Source organism: Aminobacter sp. LjRoot7 (assembly GCF_964252895.1).
Lineage (GTDB): Bacteria > Pseudomonadota > Alphaproteobacteria > Rhizobiales > Rhizobiaceae > Aminobacter > Aminobacter aminovorans_B.
Genome location: NZ_CAXUPX020000010.1, coordinates 190,615 through 204,232, shown reverse-complemented (window position 1 = coordinate 204,232; position 13,618 = coordinate 190,615). Strand labels below are relative to the sequence as shown.

The following is a 13,618-nucleotide window of genomic DNA, read 5'->3' as shown; positions in this document are numbered from 1 at the left end:
GCTGACATCCTGATATGAAGCGGGCGTGGCCGTAAGGTCGCGCCCGCTTTTGTTTGTCGTGCGTCTTTCGAGGCTCGCTTCGCTCGCACCTCAGGATGAGGTAGGTGGTGCGCGACTACATCTCTGGTTGGCGATAGCGCCGACCGTCCTCATCCTGAGGTGCTCGCCCGGAGAGCGAGCTTCGAAGGACTCACTGTTAGGATCCACAATGCGTGACGCCCTGAAAACCCTGTTCTATCCCTTCGAGGCCGAGCTGCTGGCGATGCCGGGGCAGGGCACGCGTGTCCTGTTCATTGGCGCCGAGCCGGGATTCAGGAAGCCGCAGGGCTTCGATGCCAAGCTTTCACTCGTCCAAGGCTTCAGGCCTTACGTGCTGGCTCTGGCGGCGGCTGGACACGATGTTACGGCGCGTGCCGAGGGACATGGCTTCGACATCACCCTGGCGCTGGCCGGGCGTCATCGTGGGCTGAACGAACTGCGTGTCGCAGAAGCGATCGAGCGCGTCCAGCCGGGCGGGCTGGTGGTCGTCGCGGGTGGCAAGGAGGATGGTATCGCCAGCCTGCGCAAGCGTTTGGGCGGCCTGCTCGAGATCGAGGACCACCTGCCCAAATATCACGGCACCGCACTCTGGTTCCGCCGCACCGCTCAAGCCGAGGCGGCCGCCGCGACCTTGCGCGCCGACAACCCGGAGATGCTGGTCGAGGACCGCTTCCGTACAGCGCCCGGCATGTTCTCGTTTGAACGCATCGACGCCGGCTCGCGCCTTCTGGTCGACAACCTGCCTTCAGACATCAAGGGCAAGGTCGCCGATTTCTGCGCCGGTTGGGGTTATGTCGCCACCGAGGTGGTCACGCGCGCCAAGGAACTCAAGGCGCTCGACCTGTTCGAGGCGGACTTCGATGCGCTGGAGGCGGCCAGGGCCAACGTGCCTGCGGCGCTCGTCCAGCCTGGCTTCCATTGGCAGGATCTCGCCAAGGAGCCGGTCGAGCGGCGCTACGATGTGGTGGTGATGAACCCGCCCTTCCACCAGGATCGCGACGCGGATCCCGAGATCGGCCATCGCATGATCAAGGCGGCAGCGGCGGCGCTCAAGCCGGGCGGGCGTCTGTTCATGGTGGCCAACCGCCATCTGCCTTATCCGGCTGTGTTGGCGCAGGCCTTCTCATCGGTCGAGGAAATCGCTGTCGACAACGCCTTCAGGGTCTATTCGGCTAAGCGCTGAGGTCGGCGCCAGGTGCCGAGCCGGCCATCATGCAACGGCGCTGACGGGCGTCAGTGCAGATTGGCGATGCCTTCGGTGCCCTGGGTCAAAGCCGGGTCGCCGAGGCTGAGGGGTGCTGGGCGCCCGTAGAAATAGCCCTGGACTTCCTGGCAACCCGCGGCCCTGAGCAGGGTCGCCTGGTTCTCCGTCTCCACGCCTTCGGCAATGGTGCGCACGCCAAGCGCTCGCGACAGGCCGACGATCGTCGACACCACGGCGCCCGAATTGCTGTCGGTCTCCATGCGGCTGACGAAGGAGCGGTCGATCTTGAGCTTGTGGAACGAGAAGTCGATCAGATAGGCGAGGTTCGAGTAGCCGGTGCCGAAATCGTCGACCGCCACCGAAATGCCCATCGCTGTTAGTTGCTTGAGGATCGAGGCCGCGCGGTCGCGGTCCTGCATCATCGCCGATTCGGTCAGTTCGAGTTCCAGCCGCTTCGGCTCGATGCCGGTGTCCTTGATGATCCGCTCGACGATGCCGACGAAATCGCGGGTCATGAACTGCACCGGCGAAATGTTGACGGCAACGAAGCAGTCTTCCGGCAGCAGGCGGGCGTCGGTGCAGGCCTTGCGCAGCACCCACTCGCCGATCGGCGCGATCATGCCAGTCTCTTCGGCGACAGAGATGAATTCGACCGGCGGGATCATGCCGCGCTCGGGGTGACGCCAGCGGATCAGCGCCTCGTAGCCGACGACGCGGCCCGACGTCAGGTCGAGCTGCGGCTGGTAGTGCAGGTCGAAGTCGCCGCATTCAAAGGCGATGTGCAGTTCCGATTCCACCCACTGGCGGTGGTCGGCAACCCGACCCATTTCGGACTGGAAGACGGCCCAGTCGCCAATGCCGCTGGCGCGCGCATTCTGCAGCGCGAGGTTCGAGCGGCGCAGCAGAACGACCGGGTCGTAGCCTTCCTTGGGCATGGCGACGACGCCGACGGAGACGTTGACCGACTGTTGGTGCGACGCCAACTGGTAGGGGCGCATCAGATCGTGGATCAGGCGTTCGATGAGCGTGTCGAGCGAGCAGCGCAGCATCTGGTCGGGATAAAGAATGGCGAACTCGCCTGCACCGATGCGGCCGATGACCATGTCGCGCGGCAGGGCTGCCTTGAGCCTGGCGGTGAAGGCGCGGATCAGGGCGTCGCCATTGCTGTAGCCGATGGCGTCGTTGATCTGCTTGAAGCGGTCGATGTCGATGTCGATGAGGAACATCGGCTTGCCGGTGCGGGCCGTGGCCGACGCTGCCTCGGCGATCTTTCCGACCATCGCCGGCCGCGCCAGAAGGCCGGTCAGCTTGTCGTAATGCGTTTCGTTGAAGACGAAATCAGCCGATTCGTCGACACCGGCGAAGAATGACATCGCGGCGATCGAGGCGGCGAGGGCACAAAGTCCAGCAATGACCGCGCTGACCGCTTCGCCCGACATGCCGCCGATGTTGTCGCCAAGAGCAAACCTCAGCCACCACAGACCCAGCACGAAGCTGCCCATGCCGGAAGCGGCGATGGTGATAAGTCGAAACGTGGGGCTTCGACGGGGGTTCCTGGCGGCAGACATGCTGATTTTCCTAACTTGCGTGGCATTTCTACCGGTTCGCTCGTTAAGATCGATTTTGACGATTGTCTACAATTTTACCAGCAGGCGCTTTTTATTGTGGTGCCGTGCGCCGTATCGAGGGCGCAAACCCGTCCCGAAAATCGGTGCCGATTTCGGGCGGAGGCGCTAGTCGCGCCCGCCATCCATCTGCTTGAGTTCGTCCAGCGTCGGCATAGAGACGATGTGATAGCCCGAATCGACGTAGTGGATCTCGCCGGTGACGCCCGACGACAGGTCGGACAGAAGGTACAACGCCGAACCGCCGACCTCGTCGAGGGTGACGGTGCGGCGCAGCGGCGAGTTGCGCTGCTGGTAGGTGAACATGTGGCGTGCGTCGGCAATGCCCGCGCCCGCAAGCGTGCGCACCGGGCCGGCCGAGATGCCGTTGATGCGGATGCCGCGCGGGCCGTAGTCGTTGGCGAGGTAGCGCACGCTGGCTTCGAGGCCGGCCTTGGCAACGCCCATGACGTTGTAGTTCGGCATGACACGCACCGAGCCGGCATAGGTCAGCGTGATCATCGAGCCGCCGTCGTTCATCAACGCTGCGGCGTGCTTGGCCACCTCGGTGAAGGAGAAGCACGAGATCACCATGGTGCGCACGAAGTTTTCGCGCGTGGTGTCGGCGTAGAGGCCCTTCAGCTCGTTCTTGTCGGAGAAGCCTATGGCATGGACCAGGAAGTCGATGCCGCCCCACTTTTCCTTCAATGTTGCAAAGGCAGCCGCCACCGAAGCGCTGTCCTCGACATCGCACGGCACCAGGATTTCGGCGCCGACCTTTTCGGCCAGCGGCTTGACCCGGCGGCCGAATGCCTCGCCCTGATAGGTGAAGGCCAGTTCCGCGCCATGCTCGGCGAGCTTCTGCGCGATGCCCCAGGCAATCGAATGGTCGTTCGCGACGCCCATAATGAGCCCGCGCTTGCCCTTCATCAATCCGTCCATGTCGGGGTCCCTATGCCGAGAGGCGCTGGAAAACGAGCGTGGCGTTGGTACCGCCGAAGCCAAAGGAATTGGACAGCACGGTATCGATCTTGGCGTTGTCGATACGCTTGCGCACAATCGGCATGCCTTCGAATTCCGGGTCCAGCTCTTCGATATGGGCGCTTTCGCCGATGAAGCCGCCCTGCATCATCAGGATCGAGTAGATCGATTCCTGAACGCCCGCGGCACCCAGCGAGTGGCCGGTCAGCGACTTGGTCGAGGTGATGTTCGGCAGGTTGCCGGCGAACACTTCGCGGATGGCGCCCATTTCCTTCGAATCGCCCACCGGCGTCGAGGTGCCGTGGGTGTTGATGTAGTCGACAGGGCCCTTCACCGTCGACAGCGCCTGGCGCATGCAGCGCATTGCGCCTTCGCCCGACGGGGCGACCATGTCGTAGCCATCTGACGTCGCGCCGTAGCCGACCAGTTCGCAATAGATCTTGGCGCCTCGCGCCTTGGCGTGTTCGAGCTCTTCCAGCACCAGCACGCCAGCACCACCGGCGATGACGAAGCCGTCCCGGTTGAGGTCATAGGCACGCGAGGCGACCGATGCGCGGTCGTTGTACTTGGACGACATGGCGCCCATGGCATCGAACAGGTTCGACATGGTCCAATCGAGGTCCTCGTGGCCGCCGGCGAACATGATGTCCTGCTTGCCCCACTGGATCATCTCAGCCGCATTGCCGATGCAGTGCGCCGAGGTCGAGCAGGCCGACGAGATCGAGTAGTTGACGCCGTGGATCTTGAACCAGGTGGCGAGCGTCGCCGAAGCCGTCGACGACATCGCCTTCGGCACAGCGAACGGTCCGATGCGCTTGGGCGAGTTGTTCTTGAGCGTGATCTCGGAGGCTTCGACGATCGTGCGCGTCGACGGACCGCCCGAGCCCATGATGATGCCGGTGCGCTCGTTGCCCGACACGTCGCTCTCTTCGAGGCCGCTGTCGGCGATCGCCTGCTTCATCGCGACGTGGTTCCACATGCCGCCCTGCGACAGGAAACGGGCGGCGCGGCGGTCGACGAGCTCCGTCGTGTCGAGGTTGGGCGAGCCCCAGACCTGGCACTTGAAGCCGTGCTCGGCGAAGGATTCGGAGAAGCTGATGCCGGACTTCGCGTCACGCAGCGAAGCTTGAACCTCGTCGGCGTTGTTGCCGATGGACGATACGATGCCAAGGCCAGTTACGACGACACGTCTCATGAAAATCTCCGGTCCAGTGTAAAGGGGCCGATCAGACGGCCGCAGCTTCCTGCTTCGAGAGCCCGACCTTGAGGTCGGTGGCCTTGTATATGGTCTCGCCGTCGGCTTTCAACCAGCCGTCGGCGATGCCCAGTACAAGGCGGCCACGCATCACGCGCTTGAAGTCGATGCCGTATTCCACCTTCTTGACCGAAGGCGTGACCATGCCCTTGAACTTCACCTCACCGGTGGACAGTGCCATGCCCTTGCCCTGCTCGCCGAGCCAGCCGAGGTAGAAGCCGGTCAGCTGCCACATGGCGTCGAGGCCGAGGCAGCCGGGCATGATCGGGTTGCCGATGAAGTGGCAAGGGAAGAACCAAAGGTCCGGCTTGATGTCGAACTCGGCGCGGGCAAAGCCCTTGTCGAATTCGCCGCCGGTCTCGCTGATTTCGGTGATGCGATCGAACATCAGCATCGGCGGGGCGGGCAGCTGGGCGTTGCCGTCTCCAAACAGCTCGCCGCGGGCACATGCCAGCAATTCCTCGTAGCCGTAGCTGGATTTCTGTTCGGCCATGAACACCTTCCCGTAATCGTTTCGGGCGGTGCCACGCCCTTCTTGTGTGCTCTCACTAGCACAGACTGTCTGCAGCCGGAAACCGGCGTTTGCGATTAACGCGCCCGTCCGCCTGGGTCAATGCGCGCTATTGATCGCATTTGAGCGACAGAATATATGTCAACCATAGCTTGCCGGCTGCCGATCCGTTTTTGGCATGCTTGCAGGCTCTAAATGGGGCGAAGGCAAAACTTCGACGAGGCGACGAGTGGATTCCCACAAGGCAAGCATTGCTGTGGAAATGCGTGTCCGCGATGCGGGGCTGAGGCCCACGCGTCAGCGTATCGCATTGGCTGAACTGCTGTTCGCCAAGGGCGACCGGCACCTTTCGGCCGAGGAACTGCACGAGGAAGCCTTGTCGGCCGGTGTGCCGGTGTCGCTGGCAACCGTCTACAACGCCCTGCATCAGTTCACGGAATCAGGCCTGCTGCGCATCCTCGCCGTCGAGGGGTCGAAAACCTATTTCGATACCAACACGTCGGATCACCACCATTTCTATATCGAGGGCGAGAACCGTATCTTCGACATCGAGTCGAATTCGGTTTGCGTGACCAACCTGCCGGAACCTCCGGAAGGCATGGAAATCGCCAATGTTGATATCGTGGTGAGGCTGAGGCCCAAGCGCCCGGCGTAATCGGGCACTTATCCGCTCTTATCCATTGATTGCATCACTGCGTTTGCCGCGCGTCCGTGGACACGCGGCGCAGACGATCAGTTCTCGATGCTTTCGCCGGGATAGGCACCCCAGACCTGCGACTGGTTGAGCCAGCCGCTGGTGCCGGCAAACGACATCTCGCACCATGTGCCATTGCACTGCTTGATCGAGCCAACGACGCCTGGGTCGATGATGGCGACGGTGCGCGCGCCGTTTTCGGGCTTGGCCAGCAGGTTGAGCTGCGCCGGCTTGCCGCGCTGCCAAGGGGCCGTCATCGCGGTGCGGTGACCCGACAGCAGCGACTGGTTGATCCAGCCCTCGGCACCTTCGGAATCGCGCACACGGCGCCAGTTGTCATATTCCTGGATGATTTCCATCGGCAGGCCCGGCTTCATGTAGAGCCAGTCGACCGGATAATTGACGCCGGGCCCGATGCGCGAATTGACCTTGCCCGACTTGAGGCTGACGAATCGCGGCAGCGGCAGTCCGCTCGGGCCGATCGTCCCATTCGGGGCGGCCGTGGCCGGGCCGACGAAACCGGTATCGGGCGAAACGAAAGCAAGGCCGATCAGGGCTGCGCTGACGGCCAGACGGAGCGACGCGAAACCAGACACTTCCGTAACCTCTGTTTGAACTTGGCGCCCTTTAGGTGGACACCCTTTTTCTTTGTCTTCGGCGGCACTGCTTGTTACACAGATTACCGCTCATGGATCGGATTGCAGTTTCGCCGGTCTTGGTTAAAGAGGTCTCAACGAGATCTTCGTCGAGGATAGAATGGCCGGTCGAAAAAAGCCTCTCGTCGTCATCACGCGCAAGCTGCCCGACCAGGTCGAGACGCGGATGCGCGAACTCTTCGACGCGCGGCTGAATGTCGACGACAAGCCGATGAGCCAGCCGGAGCTTGTGGCGGCGGTCAAGGAAGCCGACGTGCTGGTGCCGACGGTGACCGACACCATCGATGCGGCCCTGATCGAGCAGGCCGGCCCCAACCTCAAGCTGATCGCCAATTTCGGCAACGGCGTCGACAAGATCGACGTCACCGCCGCCGCCAAGCGCGGCATCACCGTGACCAACACCCCGAACGTCCTGACCGAAGATACCGCCGACATGGCCATGGCGCTGATGCTCGCCGTGCCGCGCCGCCTGACCGAGGGTGCCAGCGTTCTCACCAGTGACAAGAAATGGGCCGGCTGGTCGCCGACCTGGATGCTCGGCCGCCGCATCGGCGGCAAGCGCCTCGGCATCGTCGGCATGGGCCGCATCGGCACCGCCGTTGCCCGCCGCGCCAAGGCCTTCGGCCTGTCCATCCACTATCACAACCGCCACCGCGTGCTGCAATCGGTCGAAGACGAGCTGGAGGCGACCTACTGGGAGAGCCTCGACCAGATGCTCGCCCGCATGGACATCATCTCGATCAACTGCCCGTCGACGCCGGCGACCTTCCATCTGCTGTCGGGGCGCAGGTTGGCGCTGATGCAGCCGCACGCCTATCTCGTCAACATCGCCCGCGGCGACATCATCGACGAGGACGCGCTGGTCAAGATGCTGCAGGACGGCAAGCTTGCGGGCGCTGCCCTCGACGTCTTCGAGCACGAGCCGGCGGTCAACCACAAGCTGCTCAAGCTCGCCGCCCGCGGCAAGGTGGTGCTGATGCCGCATATGGGCTCGGCGACCATCGAAGGCCGCATCGACATGGGCGAGAAGGTCATCATCAACATTCGCGCCCACGTCGACGGCCACCGTCCGCCGGACCGGGTCCTGCCGCTGAGGACCTGAGCTCTTTCTGTCCCAGGTTTGCGCTGCCCCTCATCCGCCTGCGGGCACCTTTTCCCCGTAAACGGGGCGAAGGGACAGCGGCTGCGCTGACGCCCCCCTCGCCCCGTTTGCGGGGAGAGGGTAAGGGTGAGGGGCGGCGCCACGTCAGCCAGAAATAGCTATTGCCCCATCGGCGCCAACCCGCACCTGCTTACCCTCGAAGGCGCTGAACGCCTCCCGCTGTAGCCTCACCGCCACCGGTGTCTCCCAACCCATCTCGCGCGCCACGATCAGGCCGAGCAGCAGGATGGCGTCGGGCTCGTGCAGTACGAGTGCCGCCGGAGCGTGGCCGGCATGGACGAGTTCCATCAGCACGGCTGAGGCCGACGACGAACCTATGGTGCCGGGCAAAAACAGCACCTTGCCTGAGATGCTCTGGCCGCATTCGGGGTGGCGCACGTCTGCGAGGCGGCCGGATTTCGGGTCGACGCCGCCCCAGAAGCTGATCGGCGCCGACAGCACCAGTGCCGGGCCTTCGCCCGGTTTGCCCGGAACGAGGATTTCGCCGTGCGTGCTCACGAGCCGAGCCTCGCGAACACCGGCCGCCCGGTGACAGCACTTTCGACGCAGTCGGCGAGCGAGCCGTAAAGCACCGCGTAGCCGGTATTCCCCGGCGCATAATGGGCGAACTTGCCCGAATTGGTCATCAGCACGCCGCCAATCCGGTCCGGCAGGATCGGCGTCACCACCACGCAGGTATCAGTGACAATGACCACGCCCAGAGCTTCCAGCGCCTTGCGCCGGCCATCGCGGTCGAGCTCGGTCAGGACATGCCGGCCGGTGCAGGCATGGATCGGCACCGCAAGCCGCCGTCCCGCCATCAGCCGTTCCAGCGCGTCGAACTCGGCAAGCGACAGATGCGGGCTGCCGATGGCGACAGCGTCGATGCGCTCGGTGACATCTGAGGTCGAAAGCCTGGCCTGGGCGGCGGCCACCATGTCAGGCGTCACCCGGATCGTGGTTTCAGCGGCGATGCCGCCCAGCGCGGTCACCGCATCGGGGGCCTCAGGCGTGACGCCAGCGATGTGGAACAGCCCGACGGCGCCCGACGATGCGGCGGCAGCACCAAAGGCCTTGAGTGCGTCCTCGCCGGGTTTTTGGCTCACGCCTGTCACCACGCCGACGGCGTTGCCGACCTCGCTGCCATAGAGGCTGCCGAGCACCGGCCATGCGATCTCGGAGGCGAGGAACTCAGGGGGCAGGGCGGAGACGTCGAACACCAGTGTTGCGCGCCGATTCGCCTTGATATGCAGGCCGTAGTCGGGCGCGCGGCCCGAAATCGCGCAGGCGATATCGAGGAAGTCGCCATAGCGGTTGGTGCGGGCGCCGAGCACCGAGTTGCAGAAGACGACGGCGTTCGATTCACCCCAGGCGACATCCGTGCCGAATGCGGGACGGTGGCCGGCCTGGTAGGGCGCGCAGGTCCAGCTCTGCTCGCAGCCGAGCTTGCGGTAGGCTTCCATCATCCGTCGCGCCATCGAACGTTGTGGCTCTTCAAGGCGAACGCGCGCGCAGCCCATCAGATCGAGCGCGCCAACATTGAGCGTCGAGCGCACGGCCACGCGCGCATCGCCCTCGACCAGCCGTTCGGCGAACAAAGTGCCCGAATCGCCGTGATAGAGTGCGCCGTCTATGTGTGCCGAGGCGATCGGGATCAGCCTGGGCGCGCCGAGCAGGGCGGCACTGTCGGCGACGATGCGCATCGCCATCGCGGCACCATCAGTGCCGCCGGCGATTCGCCGCTCGTCGCTGGTGAGAGCGAGGTTCACCTCAGCGTCTTCCGAAAGGTTATCGAGGTCGGGCGATCAAAGCCGTCATGCGCCGTGCGCTCGAACTCGACGAAACCCATCCTGGCAAAGGTGGCGTGGTTGGCGGCGAGTTCGATTCGGGTCTGCAGTTCGAGGACAGGTTTGCCCCGTTCGATGGCATGGCGCTCGGCCGCCAGCATCAGCGCCCGGCCAATACCCAGGCCACGCGCACTGTCGTCGACGGCCAGCTTGCCGACATAGAACAGCCCATCACGCTCGGCGGCGAAGATGCAGCCGACGAGGCGTCCGTGCAGGGTGGCGATGAAGCCGACTTCTTCCCTCGCTTTGTCGCGGAGGTTGGAAGGCGTCAGCCGGTGCGCCGAGGACGGCGGGTCGATGACGCCGTCCATATAGGCGAAGGCGTGCATGATAAGGCCGAGCAGCTCATCCCAGCGATCGAAATCCTGGGGCAGGCGGGTAATGGTCGGCTCAGTGGTCATCGTTCAGGAGGCTTTGTAGCGCACGGTGTCGAAACGCGCGCCGAGCGCATCGTAGAGCAAAAGCCGGCCGACAAGCGGCTCGCCGATGCCGGTGATCAGCTTGATCGCCTCCATCGCCTGCAGCGTGCCGATCACGCCAGTCAAAGCGCCAAGCACGCCGGCCTCGGCGCAGGACGGCACCAGTCCCGCCGGCGGCGGCTCGGGAAACAGGTCGCGATAGGAAGGGTTCCTGCGGCCTTCGGCATTGCTCTCGAACGGCTTCAGCACGGTGATCGAGCCATCGAAACGCCCGACGGCAGCATGCACCAGCGGCCGTTTCACCTCGGCCGCGGCATCGGCGACCGCATAACGTGTCTCGAAATTGTCGGAGCCGTCGATGACCATGTCGTAACCGACGATCAGCTCCGCGGCGTTCGCCGGCGTCAGCCTGAGCTTGTGCAGCTCGACAGTCACATGCGGATTGATGCGGGCGATCGTTGCGGCGGCACTGTCCGCCTTGGAGGCGCCCACGGAATCAGTGGCGTGGATCACTTGGCGCTGCAGATTGGACAGCGAGACATGATCGTCGTCGACGATGCCGAGCGTGCCGACGCCGGCTGCCGCCAGATACTCAAGTACCGGTGCGCCGAGCCCGCCGGCGCCGATCACCAGCACGCGCGCCCGCTTCAGCTTCTGCTGGCCAGGCCCGCCGATCTCCGGCAGCACGATATGCCTAGCGTAACGTTCGAGTTCTTCCGGGGAGAGCGGGGCTGGCTGGTTCATGGCGCAACCATATCGCCGCGAGTTCAGCTTGTCAGTCGGGTTGCGTCCGGAACTATCGGTCCAGGCTGTCGGACAACGGCGTTTCGCTAACGCTGCCGTGGTCGACGGTCAGGAACTGCGCCCGGCCGATGAGGCTCGAAAACAAGCTGGCCTCGGTGCCGGTCATGAAGGCCTGGCAATTGAGGTCCTCGAGGATTTCAAACAGCGCCGCGCGCCGTCCGGCATCGAGATGGGCGGCGATCTCGTCGAGCAGCAGGATGGGGGCAGCACCAGCCATCTCGCCGGTGAGACGGGCATGCGAAATAACGATGCCGACCAGCAGGGCCTTCTGCTCGCCGGTCGAGCACAGCTCCGCTGGCATGGATTTCGGCTTGTGGCGCACGACGAGGTCGGAACGGTGCGGGCCTTCGAGCGTGCGTCCCGCCGCACGGTCGCGCTCGCGCCCGCTGGCCAGTGCTGCGCGGAAGCGCTCCTCCAGCTCCACTGCCGGCATGTCGCCGATGCTCTGCTCGAGGCTGCCGGCCAGGCTGAGCTCGGCTTGCGGGAAGGGGCCGGTCTCCGGCATCCGCCCGATCATCGCCGTCAGAAGCCGCACCATCTCGACGCGGGCGGCGGCGATCGCGGCACCCGTCTCCGCCATCTGGATCTCGATCGCATCGAACCAGGCGTTGTCGCGGCGGTCTTCGGACAGCAGCCGGTTGCGGCCGCGCATAGCCTTTTCGTAGTCGAGCGCACGCTGACCGTGCGCCGGGTCGATGGCCAGCACCAATCGGTCGAGGAATCGCCTGCGATCGCCGGCTGGGCCGGTGAACAGCGCGTCCATGGACGGCGTCAGCCACACCACGCGCAGCCATTCCAGCATGTCGTCAGCCTTGGCGGTGGCACCGTTGATGCGCACGCGGCGCCCGGCCTCGCCTATGGCGTCAAGGTTCGTGCCGGTGCCCAGTTCGGCATCGCCGAACGGCCCTTCGATCGCCGCATGCACGGCAAAGGCACCGGTGCTGCCTTCGCGGGCGACATCGGGGTAGGGCGCGCGGCGCAGGCCGCGTCCCGGCGTCAGGAATGAGATGGCTTCCAGAAGGTTGGTCTTGCCGGCGCCGTTCTCGCCGGTGAACACCACCGCGCCCGGCCTGAGGTCGAGCGAAAGCGAGGTGTAGTTGCGGAAGTCTGTAAGCTTAAGCTTACCAATATGCGTCGAGGGGATGCGTTTCCGCGTCTCCCCCGTATCTGGCTCTTGCACCGGCGTGTGGGCGCTACACGCGCATCGGCATCAGCACGTAGAGAGCGTTCTCGTCGGCTGTGTCGTGGATGAGCGTGGGCGAGCCGGCGTCGGCCAGCATGAAGCGGGCTTCGCTGCCCTTGAGCTGGGCGGCGACGTCGAGCAGGTACTTGGCGTTGAAGCCGATCTCGATCGGGTCCGACGAATAGTCGGCGGCGAGCTCTTCGACGGCGCTGCCCGAATCGGGGTTGTTGACGGCGAGCGTCACCAGTCCGTCTGCGATCGACAGCTTCACCGCGCGGCCACGCTCGGACGAGATCGTCGACACACGGTCGACGGCTGCGGCAAAGCTCTGGCGGTCGATGATCAGCTTCTTGTCGTTGCCGCTCGGAATGACGCGCTGGTAGTCGGGGAAGGTGCCGTCGATCAGCTTCGACGTCAGGATCACGCCGCCGATGGTCAGGCGCATCTTGGTGTCGGAGATCTCAGTGGTGACTGCTACATCCGGGTCGTCGATCAACTTCTGAAGCTCGGAAACGGTCTTGCGCGGAATGATGATGCCCGGCATGCCCTCGGAGCCAGCCGGCGCCTCGACTTCGGCACGCGCCAGGCGGTGGCCGTCGGTGGCAACCGCGCGCAGCATCAGCTTGCCGCCGCTCTCATGCGTGTGCAGGTAGATGCCGTTGAGATAATAGCGCGTCTCTTCGGTCGAGATGGCGAACTGGGTCTTGTCGATCAGGCCCTTGAGCGCGTTGGCGTCGAGCCGGAAGATATGGGAGAACGTGCCGGCTGACAGCTCGGGGAAGTCCGACTGCGGCAGGCACTGCAGGCGGAAGCTGGAGCGGCCCGACACGACCGACATGGCGTTGCCGTCCTCGTCGGTCTTCAGCATCACTTCCGCACCGTCGGGCAGCTTGCGCACGATGTCGTAGAGCAGGTGCGCGGGAACCGTGGTGGCGCCGCCCTGTTCGACGGAGGCAGGTGTGGCTTCCGAAATCTCGAGATCGAGGTCGGTCGCCTTCAGTTCGAGGCTCGCGCCATTGGCCTGCAGCAGCACGTTGGACAGGATCGGAATGGTGTTCCGGCGCTCGACCACGCGGTGCACGTGGTTCAAGGACTTCAACAGGTTGGAGCGTTCCAGGATAACACGCATGACGAAACAGGCTCGCTTCTTTTGAAGGTGCGGGCTCGCGGGCTCGAATGCGCCCGGGAAAGCCCGCAACACGATCGGAATTGTGCTGAGTCTGACAGTAAAAACGGCGGAAAGGCAAGCCCGCGCGACGACTCGGCGGCCGTGGCGCGGG

The 13,618-nt window shown here is 64.5% G+C and carries 14 protein-coding genes; 3 read left to right on the top strand and 11 right to left on the bottom strand.

All coding sequences use genetic code 11. The features are described 5' to 3' along the window. The first annotated feature begins 208 nt into the window (after positions 1–208). Positions 209–1,222 carry a class I SAM-dependent methyltransferase gene (locus ACSQ3E_RS24750; RefSeq protein ID WP_436124680.1) on the top strand — a complete coding sequence of 338 codons (1,014 nt, stop codon included), beginning with the start codon at positions 209–211 and terminating at the stop codon, positions 1,220–1,222. 50 nt (positions 1,223–1,272) lie between these two features. Here the strand turns inward: ACSQ3E_RS24750 and ACSQ3E_RS24745 are convergent, their stop codons facing one another. The 4 genes from ACSQ3E_RS24745 to fabA all read right to left on the bottom strand — a co-directional run bounded on the left by ACSQ3E_RS24745 (position 1,273) and on the right by fabA (position 5,576). Beyond that, complete coding sequence (locus ACSQ3E_RS24745) at positions 1,273–2,811, bottom strand: putative bifunctional diguanylate cyclase/phosphodiesterase (protein ID WP_436124679.1); 1,539 nt, start codon at positions 2,809–2,811, stop codon at positions 1,273–1,275. Positions 2,812–2,976: 165 nt separating this feature from the next. Next, positions 2,977–3,789: an enoyl-ACP reductase FabI gene (gene fabI / locus ACSQ3E_RS24740; protein ID WP_436124678.1), complete on the bottom strand. Its 813-nt coding sequence runs from the start codon at positions 3,787–3,789 to the stop codon at positions 2,977–2,979. 10 nt (positions 3,790–3,799) lie between these two features. After that, complete coding sequence (gene fabB, locus ACSQ3E_RS24735; RefSeq protein ID WP_436124677.1) at positions 3,800–5,023, bottom strand: beta-ketoacyl-ACP synthase I; 1,224 nt, start codon at positions 5,021–5,023, stop codon at positions 3,800–3,802. A gap of 31 nt (positions 5,024–5,054) precedes the next feature. After that, positions 5,055–5,576, bottom strand: coding sequence for a 3-hydroxyacyl-[acyl-carrier-protein] dehydratase FabA (fabA, locus tag ACSQ3E_RS24730; RefSeq protein ID WP_115729301.1), 522 nt, complete (start codon positions 5,574–5,576; stop codon positions 5,055–5,057). Between the two features lie 247 nt (positions 5,577–5,823). Here fabA and irrA point away from each other — a divergent pair, with 247 nt between their 5' ends. Further along, positions 5,824–6,249: an iron response transcriptional regulator IrrA gene (gene irrA / locus ACSQ3E_RS24725; RefSeq protein ID WP_409014566.1), complete on the top strand. Its 426-nt coding sequence runs from the start codon at positions 5,824–5,826 to the stop codon at positions 6,247–6,249. Between the two features lie 77 nt (positions 6,250–6,326). Here irrA and ACSQ3E_RS24720 read toward each other — a convergent pair whose 3' ends face one another. After that, positions 6,327–6,884 (bottom strand): SH3 domain-containing protein, encoded by a 558-nt coding sequence (locus ACSQ3E_RS24720; RefSeq protein ID WP_310319561.1) that lies wholly within the window; start codon positions 6,882–6,884, stop codon positions 6,327–6,329. Between the two features lie 160 nt (positions 6,885–7,044). Between ACSQ3E_RS24720 and ACSQ3E_RS24715 the strand changes: the two genes are divergently transcribed. Next, positions 7,045–8,046 carry a 2-hydroxyacid dehydrogenase gene (locus ACSQ3E_RS24715; protein ID WP_310319558.1) on the top strand — a complete coding sequence of 334 codons (1,002 nt, stop codon included), beginning with the start codon at positions 7,045–7,047 and terminating at the stop codon, positions 8,044–8,046. Between the two features lie 144 nt (positions 8,047–8,190). On the opposite strand, the gene ACSQ3E_RS24710 is transcribed toward ACSQ3E_RS24715, so the two are convergent. From ACSQ3E_RS24710 to dnaN, 6 genes are read right to left on the bottom strand one after another with little or no spacing between them, the layout of a single operon-like run. Then, complete coding sequence (locus tag ACSQ3E_RS24710) at positions 8,191–8,604, bottom strand: aconitase X swivel domain-containing protein (RefSeq protein WP_436124676.1); 414 nt, start codon at positions 8,602–8,604, stop codon at positions 8,191–8,193. Then, positions 8,601–9,854 carry an aconitase X gene (locus ACSQ3E_RS24705; RefSeq protein ID WP_436124675.1) on the bottom strand — a complete coding sequence of 418 codons (1,254 nt, stop codon included), beginning with the start codon at positions 9,852–9,854 and terminating at the stop codon, positions 8,601–8,603. Before ACSQ3E_RS24705 ends, ACSQ3E_RS24710 begins: the two co-directional genes overlap by 4 nt. Next, complete coding sequence (locus ACSQ3E_RS24700; RefSeq protein ID WP_310319550.1) at positions 9,851–10,333, bottom strand: GNAT family N-acetyltransferase; 483 nt, start codon at positions 10,331–10,333, stop codon at positions 9,851–9,853. Before ACSQ3E_RS24700 ends, ACSQ3E_RS24705 begins: the two co-directional genes overlap by 4 nt. A 3-nt stretch (positions 10,334–10,336) precedes the next feature. Then, positions 10,337–11,095: a molybdopterin-synthase adenylyltransferase MoeB gene (locus ACSQ3E_RS24695; protein WP_436124674.1), complete on the bottom strand. Its 759-nt coding sequence runs from the start codon at positions 11,093–11,095 to the stop codon at positions 10,337–10,339. Positions 11,096–11,147: 52 nt separating this feature from the next. Next, positions 11,148–12,299 carry a DNA replication/repair protein RecF gene (gene recF / locus ACSQ3E_RS24690; RefSeq protein ID WP_436124697.1) on the bottom strand — a complete coding sequence of 384 codons (1,152 nt, stop codon included), beginning with the start codon at positions 12,297–12,299 and terminating at the stop codon, positions 11,148–11,150. A 49-nt stretch (positions 12,300–12,348) separates the two neighbouring features. Then, on the bottom strand, positions 12,349–13,467 hold the full coding sequence (dnaN, locus tag ACSQ3E_RS24685) for a DNA polymerase III subunit beta (RefSeq protein ID WP_067954407.1): 1,119 nt from the start codon (positions 13,465–13,467) through the stop codon (positions 12,349–12,351). Between the last annotated feature and the right edge of the window lie 151 nt (positions 13,468–13,618).